Source organism: Paenibacillus sp. M-152, from assembly GCF_003856555.1.
Taxonomy (GTDB): Bacteria; Bacillota; Bacilli; order Paenibacillales; family Paenibacillaceae; genus Paenibacillus; species Paenibacillus polymyxa_C.
Genome location: NZ_CP034141.1, coordinates 3,611,407 through 3,629,738, shown reverse-complemented (window position 1 = coordinate 3,629,738; position 18,332 = coordinate 3,611,407). Strand labels below are relative to the sequence as shown.

16 protein-coding genes and 2 pseudogenes are annotated in these 18,332 nt (G+C 44.8%); 11 read left to right on the top strand and 7 right to left on the bottom strand.

The genetic code is table 11. From position 1 onward, the window contains the following. The first annotated feature begins 14 nt into the window (after positions 1-14). From rsgA to spoVM, 3 genes are all read left to right on the top strand, one after another. On the top strand, positions 15-932 hold the full coding sequence (gene rsgA / locus EGM68_RS15940; protein WP_025674955.1) for a ribosome small subunit-dependent GTPase A: 918 nt from the start codon (positions 15-17) through the stop codon (positions 930-932). Positions 933-936: 4 nt separating this feature from the next. After that, entirely contained in the window at positions 937-1,605 is a 669-nt protein-coding gene (rpe, locus tag EGM68_RS15935) for a ribulose-phosphate 3-epimerase (protein ID WP_064962887.1), read from the top strand. Between the two features lie 391 nt (positions 1,606-1,996). Next, complete coding sequence (gene spoVM / locus EGM68_RS15925; RefSeq protein WP_010345573.1) at positions 1,997-2,077, top strand: stage V sporulation protein SpoVM; 81 nt, start codon at positions 1,997-1,999, stop codon at positions 2,075-2,077. Between the two features lie 223 nt (positions 2,078-2,300). Here the strand turns inward: spoVM and rpmB are convergent, their stop codons facing one another. Further along, positions 2,301-2,489 carry a 50S ribosomal protein L28 gene (gene rpmB, locus EGM68_RS15920; RefSeq protein ID WP_013310881.1) on the bottom strand — a complete coding sequence of 63 codons (189 nt, stop codon included), beginning with the start codon at positions 2,487-2,489 and terminating at the stop codon, positions 2,301-2,303. Between the two features lie 498 nt (positions 2,490-2,987). Between rpmB and EGM68_RS15915 the strand changes: the two genes are divergently transcribed. The 4 genes from EGM68_RS15915 (at position 2,988) to EGM68_RS15900 (ending at position 8,136) form a co-directional block, all read left to right on the top strand. After that, positions 2,988-4,772, top strand: a complete 1,785-nt coding sequence (locus EGM68_RS15915) for a DAK2 domain-containing protein (RefSeq protein WP_058829809.1) — start codon at positions 2,988-2,990, stop codon at positions 4,770-4,772. 48 nt (positions 4,773-4,820) lie between these two features. After that, on the top strand, positions 4,821-5,687 hold the full coding sequence (locus EGM68_RS15910) for a DegV family protein (protein ID WP_013371837.1): 867 nt from the start codon (positions 4,821-4,823) through the stop codon (positions 5,685-5,687). 1 nt (position 5,688) lies between these two features. Next, positions 5,689-7,737: an ATP-dependent DNA helicase RecG gene (recG, locus tag EGM68_RS15905; RefSeq protein ID WP_064962888.1), complete on the top strand. Its 2,049-nt coding sequence runs from the start codon at positions 5,689-5,691 to the stop codon at positions 7,735-7,737. A 111-nt stretch (positions 7,738-7,848) separates the two neighbouring features. Then, positions 7,849-8,136, top strand: coding sequence for a stage VI sporulation protein F (locus tag EGM68_RS15900; protein ID WP_013371835.1), 288 nt, complete (start codon positions 7,849-7,851; stop codon positions 8,134-8,136). Between the two features lie 431 nt (positions 8,137-8,567). Here the strand turns inward: EGM68_RS15900 and EGM68_RS15895 are convergent, their stop codons facing one another. Next, positions 8,568-9,932: a glycoside-pentoside-hexuronide (GPH):cation symporter gene (locus EGM68_RS15895; RefSeq protein ID WP_129549561.1), complete on the bottom strand. Its 1,365-nt coding sequence runs from the start codon at positions 9,930-9,932 to the stop codon at positions 8,568-8,570. Between the two features lie 280 nt (positions 9,933-10,212). Between EGM68_RS15895 and EGM68_RS15890 the strand changes: the two genes are divergently transcribed. Together EGM68_RS15890 and EGM68_RS15885 are read left to right on the top strand one after the other, a co-directional pair. Further along, the gene (locus EGM68_RS15890; protein WP_129549560.1) at positions 10,213-11,052 is read left to right on the top strand and encodes an AraC family transcriptional regulator; all 840 of its coding nucleotides are present in this window, start codon (positions 10,213-10,215) and stop codon (positions 11,050-11,052) included. A 136-nt stretch (positions 11,053-11,188) separates the two neighbouring features. Then, complete coding sequence (locus EGM68_RS15885) at positions 11,189-12,046, top strand: GRP family sugar transporter (RefSeq protein ID WP_058829805.1); 858 nt, start codon at positions 11,189-11,191, stop codon at positions 12,044-12,046. Positions 12,047-12,173: 127 nt separating this feature from the next. Here EGM68_RS15885 and EGM68_RS15880 read toward each other — a convergent pair. The 5 genes and pseudogenes from EGM68_RS15880 to EGM68_RS15860 form a co-directional block, all read right to left on the bottom strand. Then, positions 12,174-13,121, bottom strand: a pseudogene (locus EGM68_RS15880) (DNA polymerase IV); the annotation flags it as partial. 1,224 nt (positions 13,122-14,345) lie between these two features. Beyond that, positions 14,346-14,840 carry an arsinothricin resistance N-acetyltransferase ArsN1 family A gene (locus tag EGM68_RS15875; RefSeq protein ID WP_129549559.1) on the bottom strand — a complete coding sequence of 165 codons (495 nt, stop codon included), beginning with the start codon at positions 14,838-14,840 and terminating at the stop codon, positions 14,346-14,348. A gap of 24 nt (positions 14,841-14,864) precedes the next feature. Then, positions 14,865-15,655, bottom strand: a pseudogene (locus tag EGM68_RS15870) (arsenite methyltransferase). Between the two features lie 61 nt (positions 15,656-15,716). Continuing rightward, complete coding sequence (locus EGM68_RS15865; protein WP_129549558.1) at positions 15,717-15,896, bottom strand: hypothetical protein; 180 nt, start codon at positions 15,894-15,896, stop codon at positions 15,717-15,719. Positions 15,897-15,957: 61 nt separating this feature from the next. After that, positions 15,958-16,407: a MarR family winged helix-turn-helix transcriptional regulator gene (locus EGM68_RS15860; protein ID WP_058710339.1), complete on the bottom strand. Its 450-nt coding sequence runs from the start codon at positions 16,405-16,407 to the stop codon at positions 15,958-15,960. 131 nt (positions 16,408-16,538) lie between these two features. Here EGM68_RS15860 and EGM68_RS15855 point away from each other — a divergent pair, with 131 nt between their 5' ends. Then, on the top strand, positions 16,539-16,889 hold the full coding sequence (locus tag EGM68_RS15855; RefSeq protein WP_058829790.1) for an ArsR/SmtB family transcription factor: 351 nt from the start codon (positions 16,539-16,541) through the stop codon (positions 16,887-16,889). Positions 16,890-17,035: 146 nt separating this feature from the next. Further along, complete coding sequence (locus EGM68_RS15850; protein ID WP_129549557.1) at positions 17,036-18,325, top strand: arsenic transporter; 1,290 nt, start codon at positions 17,036-17,038, stop codon at positions 18,323-18,325. The last annotated feature ends 7 nt before the right edge of the window (positions 18,326-18,332 follow it).

Sequence of the window (18,332 nt, the reverse complement as noted above, 5' to 3'; positions counted from 1 at the left end):
AGGACATCTTACACATGCCTGAAGGTCTGATCGTCAAGGCGCTTAGCGGATATTATTATGTCTCCAGCCTGGATCAGGATGGGCGTCCGGTATCCGGCGAAGCTACGGTACAATGCAGAGCACGTGGCCTTTTCAAGAAAAAAGAGATTACGCCCCTTGTCGGTGATCGGGTCGTTTACGAACTGACTGAAAACGGGGAAGGTATGGTCAAGGAGATTAGAAAGCGTACGACGGAGCTAATTCGCCCTCCTGTGGCTAATACCACGCTGGCTGTGTTGCTGTTTTCCCTGCGTGAGCCGGATTTAAACCTGCCTTTACTGGACAAATTTTTAGTCCATATTGAGCACGCCGGGCTGGATACGATTATCTGTCTGACCAAGCGCGATTTGTATGAAGGCAGCCCTTCAGAGGATGATACGGTGCTGAAGGTTCAGGAAATGTACCGGAAGATCGGTTACGAGGTGCTGGTAACCAGCGCCCGTACCGGAGAGGGGACGGCTGAGCTCAAGAAGCTGTTGGCCGGCCAAATCAGCGTGTTTTCCGGTCAGTCAGGTGTAGGAAAGTCCTCCATGCTAAATGCTTTGGAGCCCGGGTTAACGCTTGAGACGAGCGCCATCAGCAATAAGCTGGGACGAGGAAGACATACGACTCGTCATGTGGAGCTGATTCCATTAGACAACGGTGGGTTTGTAGCAGATACACCAGGGTTTAGCCAACTGGATTTTTTGGAGCTGGGTGTGGATGAGTTATCGCCTTGTTTTCGAGAATTCCAACAATATGCAGAAGGATGCAAATTTCGAGGTTGTACGCATATTCACGAACCTGGCTGTAAAGTAAGAGAGGCCTTGGAAGAGGGACATATTTCACAAGGACGATATGATAGCTATCTGCAATTTTATCAGGAATTAAAAGAAAAAAAGCGGAGGTATTGAGCATATGTTAAAAATAGCACCGTCGATTTTATCCGCTGATTTTGCTCGTTTGGGCAGTGAAGTCGCGGAAGTCCAAGCAGCGGGGGCAGACTGGATTCATGTTGATGTTATGGATGGTCATTTTGTATCCAATATTACACTGGGCCCCCCTATCGTTCAGGCTATTCGGCCGCATACAACTCTCCCACTGGACGTTCATCTGATGATTGAGCAGCCTGAACGTTATATCGGTGATTTCGTAAAGGCAGGAGCCAATATCATCACGGTTCATGCGGAGGCCTGTGTTCATTTGCATGGTGTCATTCACTTGATCAAGCAGCAAGGCACTCTGGCGGGAGTGGCTCTCAATCCGGGGACATCACCATACGCGATCAAAGAAGTGCTGCCCAATGTGGATATGATTCTTGTAATGACGGTTAACCCTGGTTTTGGAGGCCAGTCCTTCATTCCAGAGACGTTGAATAAAATCAGACAAATCCGTGCTTGGTTGAACGAATTGGGTCGTCCAGACGTACATATCGAGGTGGACGGAGGTATTGCGGAAGAGACGGCACCAGCCGTATTTGAAGCAGGTGCTGACGTATTAGTGGCAGGTAGTGCAGTATACGGCAGAGCGGACCGTGCAGCGGCTATTACTGCTATTCGGGATAGTGTCGCTCATTTGTCCAAGTGAAGCTAACTGAAGCACTGTGGATGACCTTAGCGAGTATGATGACCGGTTTGACCCTCAGTTGTTTCTCGCTAGTGAAGACACCTTGGAATGCCATTCTTTCACTTTTGGCTGTTCTTATTGTCCTGTTTTATTTTCGTAAAAATGAACGGCGTGGTTTGCGCATCGGTTTTGTGGTGTGTAGTGTGCTTTATTATATCTTGTTTATTTTTATACTCTCAGCATATCTCTATGTTCACGGACTTGTCTGATGGTATAGCCTGGGATGGTTGTGCATAAATATGGTTACATGAGCGGGATTCTCATGTAGCCTTTTTTTTGTGGGGCAACAACCCTTGACAGGTTGCATAAACTACAGAGAACGGATGCAGGAGGATGATGGGGAGGGTGAGGCATGAAGTTTTACACAATCAAGCTGCCAAAATTTCTGGGTGGATTCGTCAAAGCCATTTTGAATACATTCCAGAAGAACTGAAATCAAAGTAACGTTAACACAGGATGTAGGATGAAGGCCAAAGGTACACAGGAGGCACGCTTCCCGAGCACAGCAGATTGATAGCTCGGCAGTAAACGACAGAAACGCGCGGGAAGGTGCCTGACATTTTGTCCTCTTGAATCAGTGGGATATTATTGGAATAATCAAAAAAGCACCCGTTTAAAACGAGGTGCCTTTTGTTTATAACGATATTTTTTTACGACTACACGCGAGTCACTTTACCGGCTTTCAATGCACGAGTGCTGACATAAACGCGTTTCGGTTTACCGTTAACGAGAATGCGAACTTTTTGTACGTTGACGCCCCAAGTACGGCGATTACGGTTGTTAGCGTGAGATACGTGGTTACCGCTGCCAGGCTTTTTGCCTGTTACAGAACATTTACGAGACATGATTCCACCTCCTATTCTGAAAATAACCAAACTCCATATGGAATGGGTCGCTCTTCAGGCCGACTGGGTCAGCCGGACTTTATAAGTCACTAACCTGAACAAAACAATACTTAAATATAATATCATAGTCAAAAAAGCTCCGTCAACTGATTCAAAAACTTTATTTATTTCTCTTTCGCATTATAGTACAATATGGGATAGCTATTGCTGCGACTATTTTGTTTTTTAATGGAATGTGAATTCTTATTCCAGTCATGCCGGGCAGTTCAGAGGCGGGACCATAATCATTATTCCGGCCAATGATTTTTTGTTGGGTAGTTGACTGGTTTTTCATATTATATGAGCTGTGGAAAGAAACCAGAGGATGGTTACGGAAGCTTACGAAAGGGTGACATTCGTATTCGTCGTCTGGCTTTAGTATAATTCAATTAAACCTTGAACAAGTGTTGTGAAGATGGATTGTAAAACAATTGTATTAAGCTAGGAAGGGGAATTCTCTTGAGTAATCGTTCTTTGAATGGAACAGACTTTACCGCGATGGTTTTAGCCGGGGCGGAACAATTACAGCAGCATGCGGAGCATGTCAATTCACTAAATGTATTCCCGGTGCCAGATGGTGATACGGGAACCAATATGAATCTGACGATGAGCGCGGGCGTAACGGAATTGAAGAGGGGAGATTCTTCCTCCATCGGTGTCATGTCCGGCATCTTATCCAAAGGCTTGCTGATGGGGGCCCGCGGCAATTCAGGGGTTATCCTGTCTCAGTTGTTCCGTGGCTTCAGCCGTTACGCTGCCCCATACGAGGAATTGAATACCCTTCAGTTCGCATCGGCATTGCAGAGCGGGGTGGATGCGGCCTACAAGGCGGTGGTTAAGCCGGTGGAGGGTACAATTCTTACCGTGGCGAAGGAAGCGGCCAGACATGCTGTGTTTTTCTCGCGCCGGACGAACGACATCACAGAACTGATGGAAGAAGTGCTTGCCAAAGCAAAGGAAACACTTGCCATGACGCAGGACATGCTCCCTGTACTGAAGCAAGTAGGGGTTGTAGACTCGGGTGGACAAGGGCTTGTGTATATTTATGAAGGGTTTATGCAGCATCTTGGAAGCGGATTGGTGACATCTCCAACTTCAAAAGGCGATAATGTACGTCCGGTTTTTGCTCCTTATGTATCGGAGAGACCTACTTCTGCGCCTGTTGCTCCGTCCCCAGATGCGCCGATTTCTGCGCAGGCGAAGCTCGAAACGGAGAATATTGAATTTTTGTATGATATGGAGTTTTTTATTAATCGACAATTGGGCGAAGCGCAAGGTACAAATTTTGATGAGGAAGCTTTCCGGAAAGCGTTGTCAGTAGACGGTGATTCGATTATCGTTATTTCGGACGATGATGTTATCAAGGTTCATGTGCATTCTAAGGCTCCAGGTGAAGTCTTGAATCTTGCGCTGCGTTATGGGGAAATTACACAGATTCGAATTTTGAATATGCGCGAGCAGCATCGTGATTTGCTGTCTGCAGGTATGGATGGTGCTCCTGAGCCTGAGTGGTTTGCTGAAATACCAACAGAGCCTGCACGTGAGGAGGAGCCATCTGAGCCTCCAGCTCATGAGCTGGCACCCTTTGGCTTTATAGCTGTGGCTTCTGGTGAAGGGATTGCTGATATTTTCAGAAGCTTGGGTGTTGATGTTGTCCTTTCGGGTGGTCAGACAATGAATCCGAGCACAGAGGACTTCGTTAATGCGGCTCGCTCGATTGCGGCTCAACATATTTTTATTCTGCCGAATAATTCCAATATAATCTTGGCGGCTGAACAAGCGCGTGAATTGCTAGAGGTGGAACGTTTGGTGTCGGTTATTCCAAGCAAAACGATTCCTCAGGGCATTGCAGCAGCATTTGCTTACCAAGAGGAAGAAGCCTTTGAGGTAAACCAAGATAATATGCGGGACGCAGTTACCCGTGTGAAGTCTGGACAAGTGACCTATGCGGTACGGGATACGACACTTGATGATCTGCATATTACAGCGGGCCACTACATTGGTATTCAGGATTCTAAAATTGTGGCGACTGAGGAGCAATTAATGGCAACATCCCGTCTTTTGCTGGCGAAAATGCTGGTGAATGGCGATGAAATTGTTACGATTCTTACAGGTTCGGATGCAAAACAAGAAGAGACAGATCAGCTTGTTGCGTGGCTTGAAGAAAATTATTCGGATGTTGAAGTGGAAGTTCATGAAGGTGGTCAGCCGATTTATCCTTATCTGTTCTCAGTGGAAACCTGATGTGCTTTAGCACGCCCATGGTAGTCCACTACAAAGGAGGTCTGACTGATGAGAACTATCATTTTGACGGATAGCACGGCTGATATTCCACAGGAAATAGCAGATCGTCTCGGCATAGTCATTGTACCATTGACAGTGATGTTCGGTAGCACAGCTTACCTGGATGGTATTGAGATGTCAGCTGCACAGTTTTACAGCGAACTGGTACGGGCTGATGAACTGCCTACAACGTCACAGCCATCACCAGCCCGTTTTTTGGAGACGTATACGGAGCTGTTGGAGCAATACCCCGAGAGCCAGATTATCTCGATCCATTTATCCTCCGGTGTGAGCGGAACGTACCAGTCCGCTCTGCTGGGCAAATCCATGTTGGAGAAGCATGAAGATAGAGTGACCGTTATGGATTCCAAGTCAGCCTCGTACGGATACGGTATGCTCGTGGTTTATGCTGCAGAGCTGGCGGCCGCCGGGCAATCCCCGACTGAAATTATTCAGGGTGTGGAACGTCTTGGGGAACGCCGTTGTTTGTATTTCCTGGTGGATACACTGGAATACTTGCAAAAAGGCGGACGTATTGGCAAGGCTGCGGCTATGGTTGGTACGTTGCTTAACATTAAGCCAATTCTTTCGATTGACAAAGAAGGTATTATTTATTCGGCTGATAAGGCGAGAGGGAATAAAAAAGCGACAGCACGAATTATTGAACTGCTGGAGCGGGATTTAAAAGGCCAAAAAATTAATATTGCTGTGGGTCATACGGCAGATCGCTCGGCGGCAGAAGCGTTCGTGGCTCAGCTGGCAGAGCATTTTGAGCTGGGCGATCAAATATATACTGAACTTGGCGCTGTGATCGGAACTCATGTGGGACCAGGAACGATTGGTATTTTTGCATGGCCGGCCGGAGATGAGAGGTAATATGCTGCAATTGGATCAAATACCATTAAAACAAATACACGGCGTGAGTGCTCTCAAAGAGGGAGAGCTTCACGCTTTTGGCATTTCTAACGTGCAAGATATGCTGGAATATTATCCGTTTCGGTATGAAGATTACCGGCTGCGCTCGCTGAGCGAAGTGAAGGACGGAGATAAGATTACAGTACAGGCGAAAATTATGGGCATTCCGGTCCTTCAGCGTTACGGGCGCAAATCAAGGTTGACTTGTAAATTGATGGCTGAGGATTGGATGTTTACTGCAACATGGTTTAATCGGCATTTTTTGAAGGATCAGCTAACATCAGGTCGTGAAATTGTGGTGACTGGTAAATGGGATCTTAAGCGAATGCAGATGACTGTTGCAGACTCTGAGTTCCCTGATAAAGGAGTGGCCCGTTCAGGGACACTTCAACCGGTGTACTCTATAGGTGGCAAGATTACGCAGAGCTGGATGCGAAAAACAATGAATCAGACACTCCAGCAGTTTGGTGAAATGATTCCCGAGATATTGCCAGATCTGCTGGTACGCAAGTATAGCATGATGCCACGCAAGCAGGCCATTGCAGGTATTCACCAACCTCAGGACAATCGAGAGGGACAAGAGGCTCGGCGACGAATGGTGTATGAGGAGCTATTTTTATTCCAGCTGAAAATGCAGGCATTCCGGGCGTTAAATCGTGGTCGAGCGGACGGGGTGGTGCATACGGTGGATAACGCCACGATCCGTGAATTTGTGAGGGCTTTGCCTTTTGAATTAACGGATGCACAGAAGAAGGTTGAGCTTGAAATACTGCATGATTTACGCTCACCTTATTGTATGAACCGTCTGCTTCAAGGGGATGTTGGGTCGGGGAAAACAGTGGTTGCTGCCATCGGTTTATTTGCAACAGTACGTTCTGGTTTTCAGGGAGCACTGATGGTGCCAACCGAAATATTGGCCGAGCAGCATATGCGGTCGCTTCACAAGCTGTTTGAACCCTTTGGAATCAGCGTGGGATTACTGACAGGAAGTACAACTGGGAAGAAGCGTAAGGAGTTGCTTGCCGCTCTTCAAATGGGTCTGCTGGATATTGTGGTGGGCACGCATGCCCTTATTCAGGAGGATGTGTATTTCCGCCAGCTTGGACTAGTTGTGACGGATGAGCAGCACAGGTTCGGAGTCAACCAGCGTAGTGTACTCCGTCGCAAGGGCTACAATCCCGATGTGCTGACCATGACGGCCACACCGATCCCGCGTACGCTGGCGATTACTGCTTTTGGTGATATGGATGTTTCTACGATATCAGAGCGGCCCAAGGGACGTATTCCAATTTCTACGTATTGGGTGAAGCACGAACTGATGGATCGAGTGCTCGGTTTTATTTCTCGTGAGGTAGATCAGGGACGGCAGGCTTATCTGATTTGTCCGTTGATTGAAGAGTCAGAGAAGCTGGACGTACAGAATGCCATCGATCTGCATATCCAAATGCAGCAGGCTTTTCCACATTATCGCGTTGGGCTGTTGCACGGACGAATGACTCCTGCAGAAAAGGAAGAAGTTATGCGTTCCTTCTATGCAAATGAGGTTCAGCTACTTGTTTCAACCACGGTTGTAGAGGTGGGGGTAGATGTGCCCAATGCGACGCTAATGATCATTATGGATGCAGATCGCTTTGGATTGTCCCAGTTGCATCAGTTACGTGGACGTGTTGGAAGGGGCGCACATGCCTCATACTGTGTACTGATCGCTGATCCTAAGTCGGAGGTTGGTCAGGAACGGATGAAGGTTATGACCGATACGGACGATGGTTTTGAGGTTGCTAGACGTGATCTGGATTTGAGAGGGCCGGGGGACTTTTTTGGCACCAAGCAGAGCGGGTTGCCCGAGTTTCGGTTAGCAGATATGGTAGCGGACTTTGAGGTGCTGGAAAAGGCACGTGAGGATGCAACGGATCTGATCAAAGACTCCTCTTTTTGGACATCTCCGCAGTATGAAGCACTTCGCGGTTATTTGCAAAAAGAGCAGATTTTCCAAGGGGATCTTATCGACTGACCCATGATGAATGATGAGAATGCTCTAAACGTTTTTAACAGATAGGCACAATGGACAGGCTGGCCGTCATATATTTGGGAATGACCGAATGATATGGGAGGTGTGGCAACATTGAGCTATCAGCAATATGGAATTAGTCCGCAACTGGTGGAGCGGATTAAGTTAAAAATGAAAAATCGTGTGCTCAAGGAGCGGGTTAAGCAGCAGATTGAGGGCGTGACCAAAGCAGATCTGCAAAACAAAGCTAAGGTGCGCCATCTTGTGAAGACCACTTCTGCTATTTTAAACGAGCGATTGACGGCTACACAGGAGGAGCAACTGACCGCCTTCGTATTGGCACAAAAAATTGATCCGTCCAATACGTTCCATCTGATCAAGCTATGGGGGATGTTCCGTTGATTGCTGTTCGAATGGGTGCTTCAAAGCACTTTCTATGTTTTATGTGAAGCATAGATAAAAAGGATTGCCTGATGTTAGGCGATCCTTTTTGGCTTTATTTTAGGCTTCTGTGTTTCATTCCCCGGGCAATAGGCAGTGGTCTTAGTGTGAAATTCTATTTGTAATGACCGCTAATTTTGATAGACCATTCCATGGCCTGTGCACCTAGACGTACCGTTGTTCGGTGCTGAAGGCGCTCCCTGCCCCAGGCGCCTGACAATTGAATTCGCCGCACGGGGCGGTAGCTGCGTTCGATAAAGCGGTCAAATTGGTCTAGGTATGCAGTTCAGCTTCTGTCAGACTTGGATAAGTTCGTATGGAAGACTCCTTTAATGATGTGTTTAAGAAAAGCTTTATTCGACCCTCAACCTTACCTGAAGGACCAAATCCGGTTACTGTACGGATAGTTCACCTTGTTCCCGTCTTGCCCGAACCTCCTGGACAATTTTTCTGTTCATTGTTTCTGTTAGCTCATAATTCTTCATTGGAAATACAGAGAGAAATGTCAGAACCCCCGGAATAATCGTAAATAGTAGTGTGAGCCAAATAAGGGTTGTATTTGTTTGGACTATATTGGGCTGGTAACCCGCCAACGCTAGCGCATAACCACCCACGGCGCTGCCGATTGCGGCCGCCAATTTGGCCCGAAAAACGTTAGCTGAGAAAACCATCCCCTCTGATCTGTTTCCTGTTTTCCACTCTCCATAATCGACGCAATCTGCTAGCATTGTGGACATGACAACATAGTTCAGCCCCACGCCAAAAGAAATGATACAGCTGAGAATAAAGACAAGTACAATAGAGTTGCCGCAGAAGAAAAGAGCTATCATGGATATGGAGGTGATTAGCACCCCTGCTATGCTAGTGCCTTTTTTGCCGATCCACTTGGCAATGAACGGAACTGCGACGTTGCCTGCGATTTGAAAGCCCACGGTTAGTCCCATAAACAGTGGAATGAATGCTTCGGCACCTAGGTTGTATTTAAAATAATACAGAGTAAATGCATTACGGATGTTGGCAGTCATTTCGATAATAAAAAACGAGATGATCAACAGCCGCAAAGGTCGGTTTTCGATGAAGAAAAGGCGGAGTACTCCTTTTAACGTTTGTTTTTCATGTCGAGGCACTACGTGTTTTTCTTTTACGCCAAACACCGTAAACATCATGCAGACGAAAAACAGACCACAAAGTACAGCAACGGCTCCAGCCCATCCGTTGAAGAAATGGACGAGGGGAAGCGCTACGACATTGACCGTCCATAAGCCGGCACTTGCAACCGTACGAGGGACAGTCACGACTTTGGTTCGTTCTGCAGCATCTTTGGTTATGGCGGCGGACAGTGACCAATACGGAATGTCCAATATGGAATAGCTAATGCTCCAAGCGATATAGGTAACATAGGCATAAACCAGCTTCCCGGCGGAAGAAAGGTCCGGACTGAGGAAAAGCGCCAAGGTGGTGAGTGTTACCAAGAAAGCCCCGATGAACATGTAAGGCCTAAATTTCCCCCAACGCGTATTCGTGTTGTCGACTGCAATGCCAATAAAGATGTCAACGACCGCGTCAATCACCCGTGCCACCATCAGCAATGTTCCGACTGCAAGCGCATTTAATCCGAAGCTGTCAGTATAGAAGAACATGAGATAAACGGCGGTTAAATTGTAAATAACATTCATCCCATAACTACTCAGTGAGTAAGAGATAAGTGTTTTTAAACTGACTTTGTCGTTATTTTTTGCAGCTGCAGAAGTAAGCATATTTTAACCCCTTTCAAAAATTGACGATCATAACAGCCTGTTATGATATTTTGTTATGAGAACTTGTAAGCGTTATCTTGAGATACAGAATAACAAAAGCTGTAGAAGGAGTACATGATTTTTCTAAAGTAGAAGATAGTAAAAACAAAGATTATTGCATACATTTACGGATTAAGGTTTCATTTTAGGTCTTAGGATATGCTTCTTAATTTATGCTATATTTGTTACGAGGACACTGCCCTTTGGTTAACTATAAAATTTTGAAGCATGGAGGTTAGGGATGGGTGACAATATGATTCAATTTGTAGACACACGCACCAGTTCAAAACATAAAAATATTACAGATTTAATTCTGTATAATTGTGGCTCGGAGCCTTGTTCTCCCAACCAGGATTTCGGACCTATCGCCAGGGATTTCAATCTTATTCACTTTGTATTAAAGGGTAGAGGCAAGCTGGTATTAGATAAGGAAACATATAACATAGAGAAGGGACAGGCTTTTTTAATCCCTGCCAATAAGGCCGCTTATTATCAAGCTGATGAGTACGAGCCATGGGAGTACAGCTGGGTAGGGTTTATGGGGATCAAATCCGAAATGTACTTGCAGAATATCTCTCTTGTTCAGGATAATCCGTATGTGGTAAGTATCGGAGACATCACTTTTTTTCATTCGACTATTCTTGAAATGCTTCGTATAGGGGATAATACACTTTCTTCATCCTTGGCTATTCAGGGCTATTTGTGCCATATTCTCGCCAAGTTGGTACATGAATCAGGTGAAACAATGCCTGTGAAAGAAGAGCTTCCCTATTCAGTTCAAGCTATCAACTATATGGAGAAAAACTACAACGGTGGCATTCAAATTAGTGAGGTGGCAGAGTATCTCGGACTTCACCCAAATTACTTGACCTCTGTTTTTAAGCAGGAAATAGGTGAAACACCGAAGCAGTATTTAATGAACATTCGGATTAAAAAGGCATGCGAGCTGTTACAGGATACCAGTTACTCTATTCAAGTAATCTCCAATTCTGTCGGTTACTCGGATCAACTGACCTTTTCGCGGGCATTTAAAAATATGATGGGCATTTCCCCCAGCGCTTATCGTAAGAAAATTCTTTGATTTTACTATATATATCTTCTAAAAATACTGGTGCTTGAGGTAGGGTTGTTTTGATATCGTAAAGCTGTTGGTTTTTCCTGCATGGTATTTTGAAGGATTGCACGGAAGAACTCACTTTACGAGAGGGGAACTGCATGTGGATACACTCATTGCCTTTATTCCAGCCATAGGCTGGGGATTCATGCCAATACTGGCGCAACTGACAAAAGCCAGTCCTCGCGAGCAACTGACGGGGACGGTCATCGGTGCCGTATTGTTCGCACTGTGCCTGTATTCGTACTCACCTGTTAACTTTCAAGTCACACCATTTATTGTGAGCTTTGTCTCTGGTGTGTTTTGGTCCGTAGGACAGTTGCTTCAATTTCAAGCTTTCCAGAAAGTAAGCGTTTCAACGGCCATTCCTATTATTTGCGGGCTGCAACTCATGGGAACGACGCTTTTTGCAGCACTAATCTTGGGCGAATGGACGACTGGGTACCAAATTGGTATTGGATCAGCAGCGCTTATATTTATTTTGTCTGGCATCTTGCTGACGAGCTATCAGGGGAGATCAAGTGGTTTGTCCAAGCCCTTGCCCCTTCAAATTCTTGTCATGTTGGTTTGTTCAGGTATAGCCTTAACCTTGTATGTTATTATTAATCAAATCTTTCATGTCTCCGGTCTGTCAGTCATCTTACCGCAATCACTTGGCATGTTGTGTTCAGCGCTTTTAATGAACTGTAAGGGAGGGCAGAAGCTCCATTTGGTTCAGGTGCTGCGCAATTTGTCTACGGGTTTGTCGTGGAGCGTAGCGAATTTGGCGCTATTTATTTCGAATGGGCTTATTGGGGTCGCTGCCAGTTTTCCCATCTCTCAGGCGAGTATCGCCATCTCCTGCGTTGGCAGTATTCTGATTTTCAGGGAAAAGAAGAGCCCGGGGGAATGGCTTCGTCTATTGGCCGGCATTATGGTAATCATGGTCGGAGTGGGATTGATTAGCCTAGTCAAGCTCTGAGAATATTCAGAATTAAGAACTGTACATGCAGTACGGCTACAGATGGTTAGGGTATATGAGTCGATGATTAAATAGATTTGTGTGATCCAGAATCCTTTCAGGTTGTAAAGTAGATCTATTTAATGTCTTACTTATAATGCCCCCCAATCTTCCTGGATCTTTCCAGGGCCTGGCCGACATGAGTGAGGGAGGAAGCTCTTATGATCGCCGTATTGCCGTAGCGCTCCTTAATGCTGTCGGTGGCTTTCTCTAGGGAGCGTGCCCGTTTCTCATCCTCAAAAAAGGAAACCTGGTACGTTTCCGCATCCATTAGACTGCTTAGGCTAACGCCCAGTCGCCTTACCGGCATGCGGTCCCAAAATTTATAGAAAATTTCCTTGGCGGCTTTGTAAATTTTATTCGTGTTGTTAGTCGGATCGGGCAGCTTCATCTGGCGCGAAAACCCGGTGGGCGACTCAAACGGGCTGCACATGCAACTGACAGTAACGACATACCCCATATACCCTTTGCGCCGGCTGTCTTGACATACTTCCTCGGTGAGCTCGAGCAGAACGGTTTCCACTTCCGCAGGCTGGAGATAGTCTCGGGGAAGAGTCATCATATGACCGATGGATTTAGGAGGTGTCTCAAATGTTTCCGGCTTAACCGGGCTATGATCGATCCCGTTAGCAGTTCGCCATATCACCTCTGCCTGTATGTTGGATTGTTTGCCGAAATGAGAGCGGAATCTGTCCTGAAGCCGGGGTAAGGGAGTACGGGCGATGTCCCCAATGGTATACAGTCCAAGCCTCTCCAAATGTCGTTCCATACGCGAACCGATACCGAACATAAGACGTACTGGTTGGGGCCACAGCAAAGTTGCAATGTCAGACGCAGGCAACAAGAAAATGCCGCTGTCATTTTTTTTAGCCCATATATCTGTTGCGGTTTTAGCCAGCATTTTATTGGGACCGATACCAATTCGAATCCATACTCCTGTTTGTGCGAGCACTTTCTGCTGAATTTCACTTGCAATGCTCATCGGATCTCCGAACAGGGAGAGACTTCCGCTCATATCTAGAAATTGTTCATCAATTCTGTTGTCAAGTACTTGTATACCATTTGTTTACGAAATAATAGAATTTTATAAATTAGCTTCAATATAATGCATTTATGATATCCATTTGAGTTAGTAAAAGAATTAATTTTCTCGGTCAGACTGGCAGCATTATCTGAACGAATTGGATGAACTGATTTAACTGGTTGGTTGAAGCAGTAGAACGAATCCTGATTATAGTACCAAATAAGTTCTACTCATGGTTTTGATTGAATTGTTGCTTCTCAAATATCACATAAAAGATGACGATAAATAAAGAAGAAACGTGTAGAAAAGAGAATTTCTATGAGCGGTCGTTGGCTGTCCGGCTAGCCATTGATTTCTTGAGTGTCTCAATTGTTGGCATCTTCGCTAATCAGTTTTACTTTTCACTCAAAACAGTATAAATGGAAATATCTAAATGATCTCAATGTGAAATACATTTTAGCCGCTAGTAAGAGTATTATCATCGTCATGCGCACGAGCTCTTCAAAATACTCCTTTACCATTGCTCATAGCTTCGCAACTCTTTATTTATTTGTAAGCTCCATTTGGTGGGTTGCTTTACTCATATACATGGTTTGTCTTTCAACCGCTTCCTACCTGTTGATGGTGTGAGTGGAAAAGAGAAGGGGATACGAGTACAAAATTGCTGTGTCATTTTGGATTATTACGATGCGATGTTTTGGACTTTTCCTTACAGAGGGATTACTTTTCTGCAGCGATCTTGATCATGCCGATGCATTTATCGACTCGGATACAGTTAAGATGATCAGATCCGTCATTCTTCTGATCACGTCTAAAGAGAAGCTTTTCAAGGCTCACTCTGAATAATGGCAGCTTGCAGTTTAAGGGCTGTCCGTAACCCAACGAGTTCACATGAGTACGTGCCGGTATCTCTAAAATATTTTGATGGATATAAATCCATCATAAAAAATCGCCAGAGTGCTACGCTTTCCGTGTTAAAATTGCTGGAAGTTGTGCAGAATGAACTGGTAGCAACTCAATAGTAGTGTGCTTAGAGAATATCTTCTCCCGTAGAACTAGCAACTTGTCCATCCGGTAATCAGGTCTCAGTAAAAAAGAAATTCGGACTAAGAAGCGATAGTTCACTTGTTGGGGTAGTACCAGCGAAGCTGATACCGCCCCATTTACATTGAACATACTTTATTTTGGTTAGATAACGAGAGGAAGCCCTTTTAATGGGGCTTGCTCTTTCATGAACTATATCAGTTTTTCCATAATCATAACGTCTATATACTGGCCGTCCATAACCCCTTGTTTTTCAAAAATGCCGACTTTACGGTAACCCATTTTTCGATAAAGCATCTGACCGTTTTCATTAAAGGGAAAGGTGAATAGGACGATCTTATAAAAATTGTTTTTCTTGGCCTCTTTCTCTAATTCCGAATGAAGCGTACTACCAACGCCTTTACTGCGGAAGGTTCGGTCTACGTAAATTGATAGGTCTGCTACACCATCATAAGCACAACGATGAGAATAACGATTCAAAGAAGCCCAACCAACCACGATCCCATCCGTTTCTGCGACCAATACGGTGTAACGATTTTGATGTTCTCTAAACCAGTTAACTATATAGTCGAAGTCTTTGGCTTCCGTCTCTAGTGTAGCTATCCGATCTTCAATCCCCTGATTGTAAATGTCTAGAATACGATCCAGATCTTCTGAGGTTGCTGTTCGAACATTCAATATTGGCATGCTGATCCCCCACCCATAAGCACATTAGGCTTTCTTGGCCTTTATGATCGCAGAAACAATGTAATTATCCACGTTTGCACCAGGTACCAATCTTTGATGAATGATTTGGACTCATCTTTAGGCTCAATGCTAACACTCGTAAATCCACTCTGCAGAAGCATAGACTTCACTTCTTCCAATGAAGAGGCGCCGGAAATACAGCCGGAATACAACTCGCTCAGGTCATTTTTTATTTCAGAAGGAAGCTCTGCAGTAGTAATAATATCGGAAATTGCTAGTCTGCCTCCCGATTTCAGAACACGAAAGGTTTCGTTGAAGACCTGCTGTTTATCCGGTGAAAGGTTGATCACACAATTGGAGATAATCACATCTACTGTGCCATCTGCTACTGGTAGATGTTCGATTTCTCCTAAACGAAAATCAGTGTTTGTGAAATTCCCTTTAACTGCGTTACTGCGGGCCCGGCTGACCATATCTGGGGTCATATCGACTCCGATGACTTTACCATTCCCCCCTACTTGTCGTGAGGCCAAAAAGCAGTCAAATCCACCGCCGCTGCCCAAATCCAAGACGATTTCACCGACTTTTAATTCAGCAATAGCTTGCGGGTTACCACAGCCAAGCCCGAGATTTGCTCCTTGGGGAACAGCTGTTAACTCCTCTGTGGAATAACCCATTTGTGATGAGAGGGCATCCACATCGGACGGGGCCCCACAGCAGCTACCTGCTGCGGGGGGATTGACTTCCTTAACGGCAATTTGTTGGTAATGCTTCCGTACATTTTGGCGGATCTCATCATTCGTAGGTTTATTCATCACAAAACACTCCTTTAAATTGGATAGATGGAACAGAATTTTAACAGCTATTAAGTTTTAGTTAGCAGCAAGGCGCGCAGCAGATGGAGGTTTGCACTGGCTTAGGAAGAAAAAAGTCAAAAGATAACCGGCTTTTTTTAGAATTTGCATGTGACCATTTCCAAACGGATTGAGATCGGTACTGCTTTTCCAGTTCATGAGCTTTCATCAGGTATTCTGCAACATAGATGTTTTCATTCATTTTTAATACCTCCAACGATTTGAATTTGATAATTGTAATTTGCAAGTATAAGGGGTGAGTATTATCCTTTCACCGGAAAACAGCATTTGCTGGATCGAGCCATAGCATCATTAAAGAGTTTTACGGATCGAATCACGGTTTCTCGTTCAAAGTCGGTCAAATACGAAAAAACTTCGTTTAAGTAGTCATTCATTTGTGTGTCAATGGTGGTCGCTACATATTTACCTTCCACGGTGAGGGACAAGGTATAGACTCTACGATCACTAGGGTCCGGCGTTTTCTCAACCAGGTTCATCTTGGTTAAGCTCTGAACCTGTCTACTAAATGTGGTGATATCGGTTCCAAGGGTTTCAGCAATTTGCTGCATGGAAGGTTTGTGCTGACGATCAATTTCATATAGAATATGGCTTTGAACCGGAGAAATGTCGTGCCCACCAACCGTACAACAGTTTTTGTTCAATAAGCCTAAACGACGGGTCATGTTTTGAAATAACTCTCGTGTATTTTCCATGTATGTTTCACCTCATGCCTTAGTTATATATTATTAATTTGCAAATTGCAAGTAATATTCTTTGTTGATTTCAAAATGAATTTGAATTAGCATATAAGCATATAGTTATATATATGGAAGGAGGCTACGCATTGGAGCAACTTGGTTATGTAGCCGATCATTTAAAGCTTTTGGGGGATAAAACCCGGCTGGCAATGCTTTCTCTATTGAGAGAAAAAGAATGGTGCGTCTGCGAATTTGTAGATATCTTTGATATGTCGCAGCCTGCCATTAGCCAGCATTTGAGAAAATTAAAGTCGCAAGGGATGGTTAAAGAAGAAAGACGAAGTCAGTGGGTATACTATTCCTTAAACGTAGACGACAAACCACATATTCAAGCTGTTCTTGAGTGTATGCCGGATTCAAAGCGGATTTTAAAATGGCTGAATAAAGAGGGACCCATAGCAACTTGTGGACCGGATTCCTCAGGCTGCTCTTCCTAAAGGTTGTTCAGTTTATCTCCTTGCGGGGATAAATGTTGCCTTCAATATAAGTATATGGTTATAAGATTATGGATTACAAAGAGGAGGAATCAGAAAAACGAGAAGATGAGGACTACGGATATCTTGGGTAATGGAGGTTTTGAACATTGGTTTGGTTGGCATGCATTATATTTTTAGCCACTTTAGTGTTGGTGATCTGGCAGCCTAAAAATTTGTCTATTGGCTGGTCTGCCTGCGGAGGAGCTGTACTTGCTCTACTGGTAGGTGTCGTCGATTTGCATGATGTTTGGGAAGTGACTCAAATTGTCTGGAATGCAACCCTAGCTTTTGTGGCCATCATTCTGATTTCGTTGGTGCTTGATAAAATTGGATTTTTCGAATGGGCGGCGCTTCACATGGCACGAGCTGCACAGGGAAGTGGAACTCGGATGTTCGTGTATGTGACCATTCTTGGAGCTGTTGTCGCTGCTTTTTTTGCGAATGATGGTGCGGCCTTAATTCTGACACCCATTGTTCTAGCGATGGTTCGAGCACTTAAATTGGATGAGAAAATGGTTTTTCCGTTTATCATAGCGAGTGGTTTTATTGCAGATACGACGTCGCTTCCGCTTGTAGTCAGCAACCTGGTGAACATTGTATCAGCCGATTTTTTTGGTATCACGTTTATGGAATATGCGGGTCGTATGGTCGTACCTAATTTATTTTCCTTATTGGCTAGTATTGTAGTTCTGTATCTTTTTTTCCGCAAAAGGATTCCAAAAACGTTTGATGATGCACAATTAATGGCACCTACAGAAGCGATTAAAGATCCAAAAATGTTCCGTATGTCCTGGATTGTTCTTGTGGTGCTGTTGATTGGCTACTTTGCATGCGAATTTTTTAGTATTCCTGTCTCAGTCGTAGCCGGTATCATAGCCATCTTTTTCTTGCTGCTGGCGAGAAAAAGTCCTGCGGTACCGTTGAAAGAAGTCATCAAGGGTGCTCCATGGGCAATCGTATTTTTCTCTATCGGCATGTATGTAGTGGTGTATGGTCTGCGTAATGCCGGTTTGACGGATCTGCTGGCTCATGTGATTCAAGCGGCTGCCGATCAAGGTATGTTTGTAAGCACCATGGGCATGGGTTTTATCGCGGCGGTTATCTCGTCGTTGATGAATAACATGCCTACGGTCATGATTGATGCACTTGCCATTAATGCCACCCATACGACTGGAATGGTCAAAGAAGCGCTGATTTACGCTAATGTAATTGGATCGGATTTGGGTCCGAAAATAACTCCGATTGGTTCATTGGCCACATTGCTATGGCTACATGTGCTTAGCTCTAAAGGTGTGAAAATATCTTGGGGAACTTATTTTAAAACAGGCATTGTTTTAACGATCCCTACTCTTTTTATTACGCTATTAGGCTTATATCTGTGGTTAGTCATTTCATAATTGAACA